Annotated in this window: 1 protein-coding gene; it reads left to right on the forward strand. The window is 79.5% G+C overall.

Annotation, left to right across the window (positions count from 1 at the left end):
- Nucleotides 1-482: biotin/lipoyl-containing protein (locus JHN63_RS51980; protein WP_307782206.1), on the forward strand; the 482-nt coding region annotated here is incomplete at both ends.

Raw genomic sequence — 482 nt, forward strand, 5'->3', positions numbered from 1 at the left:
AGGTGGCCGAGGACGAGCCCGTCGAGGTCGGCGCCGAGCTGGCCGTGATCGACGACGGCACCGGCGCCCCCGCCGCTGCCCCGGCCCCGGCCGCCGGAGCGGCGGCCGGCGCCTCCGGTACCGATGTCGTGCTGCCCGCACTGGGCGAGTCGGTCACCGAGGGCACCGTCACCCGCTGGCTGAAGCAGGTCGGCGAGGAGGTCGCGGAGGACGAGCCCCTCCTCGAGGTCTCCACGGACAAGGTCGACACCGAGATCCCCTCGCCGGTCGCCGGCGTCCTGCTGGAGATCCTGGTCGGCGAGGACGAGACCGCCGAGGTCGGCGCCAAGCTCGCCGTCGTCGGCGCCCCGGGTGCCGCTCCGGCGGCTGCCCCGGCCCCCGCCGCCCCGGCGCCCGCGCCGGGGCGGCGGGGGCCGGGGCAGCCGCCGGAGCGGCACCCGGGGCGCCGACGACGGCGAGCTTGGCGCCGACCTCGGCGGTCT

Origin of the sequence: Streptomyces sp. MBT65 (genome assembly GCF_016612545.1) — a bacterium.
In the GTDB taxonomy this organism is placed as follows: Bacteria; Actinomycetota; Actinomycetes; order Streptomycetales; family Streptomycetaceae; genus Streptomyces.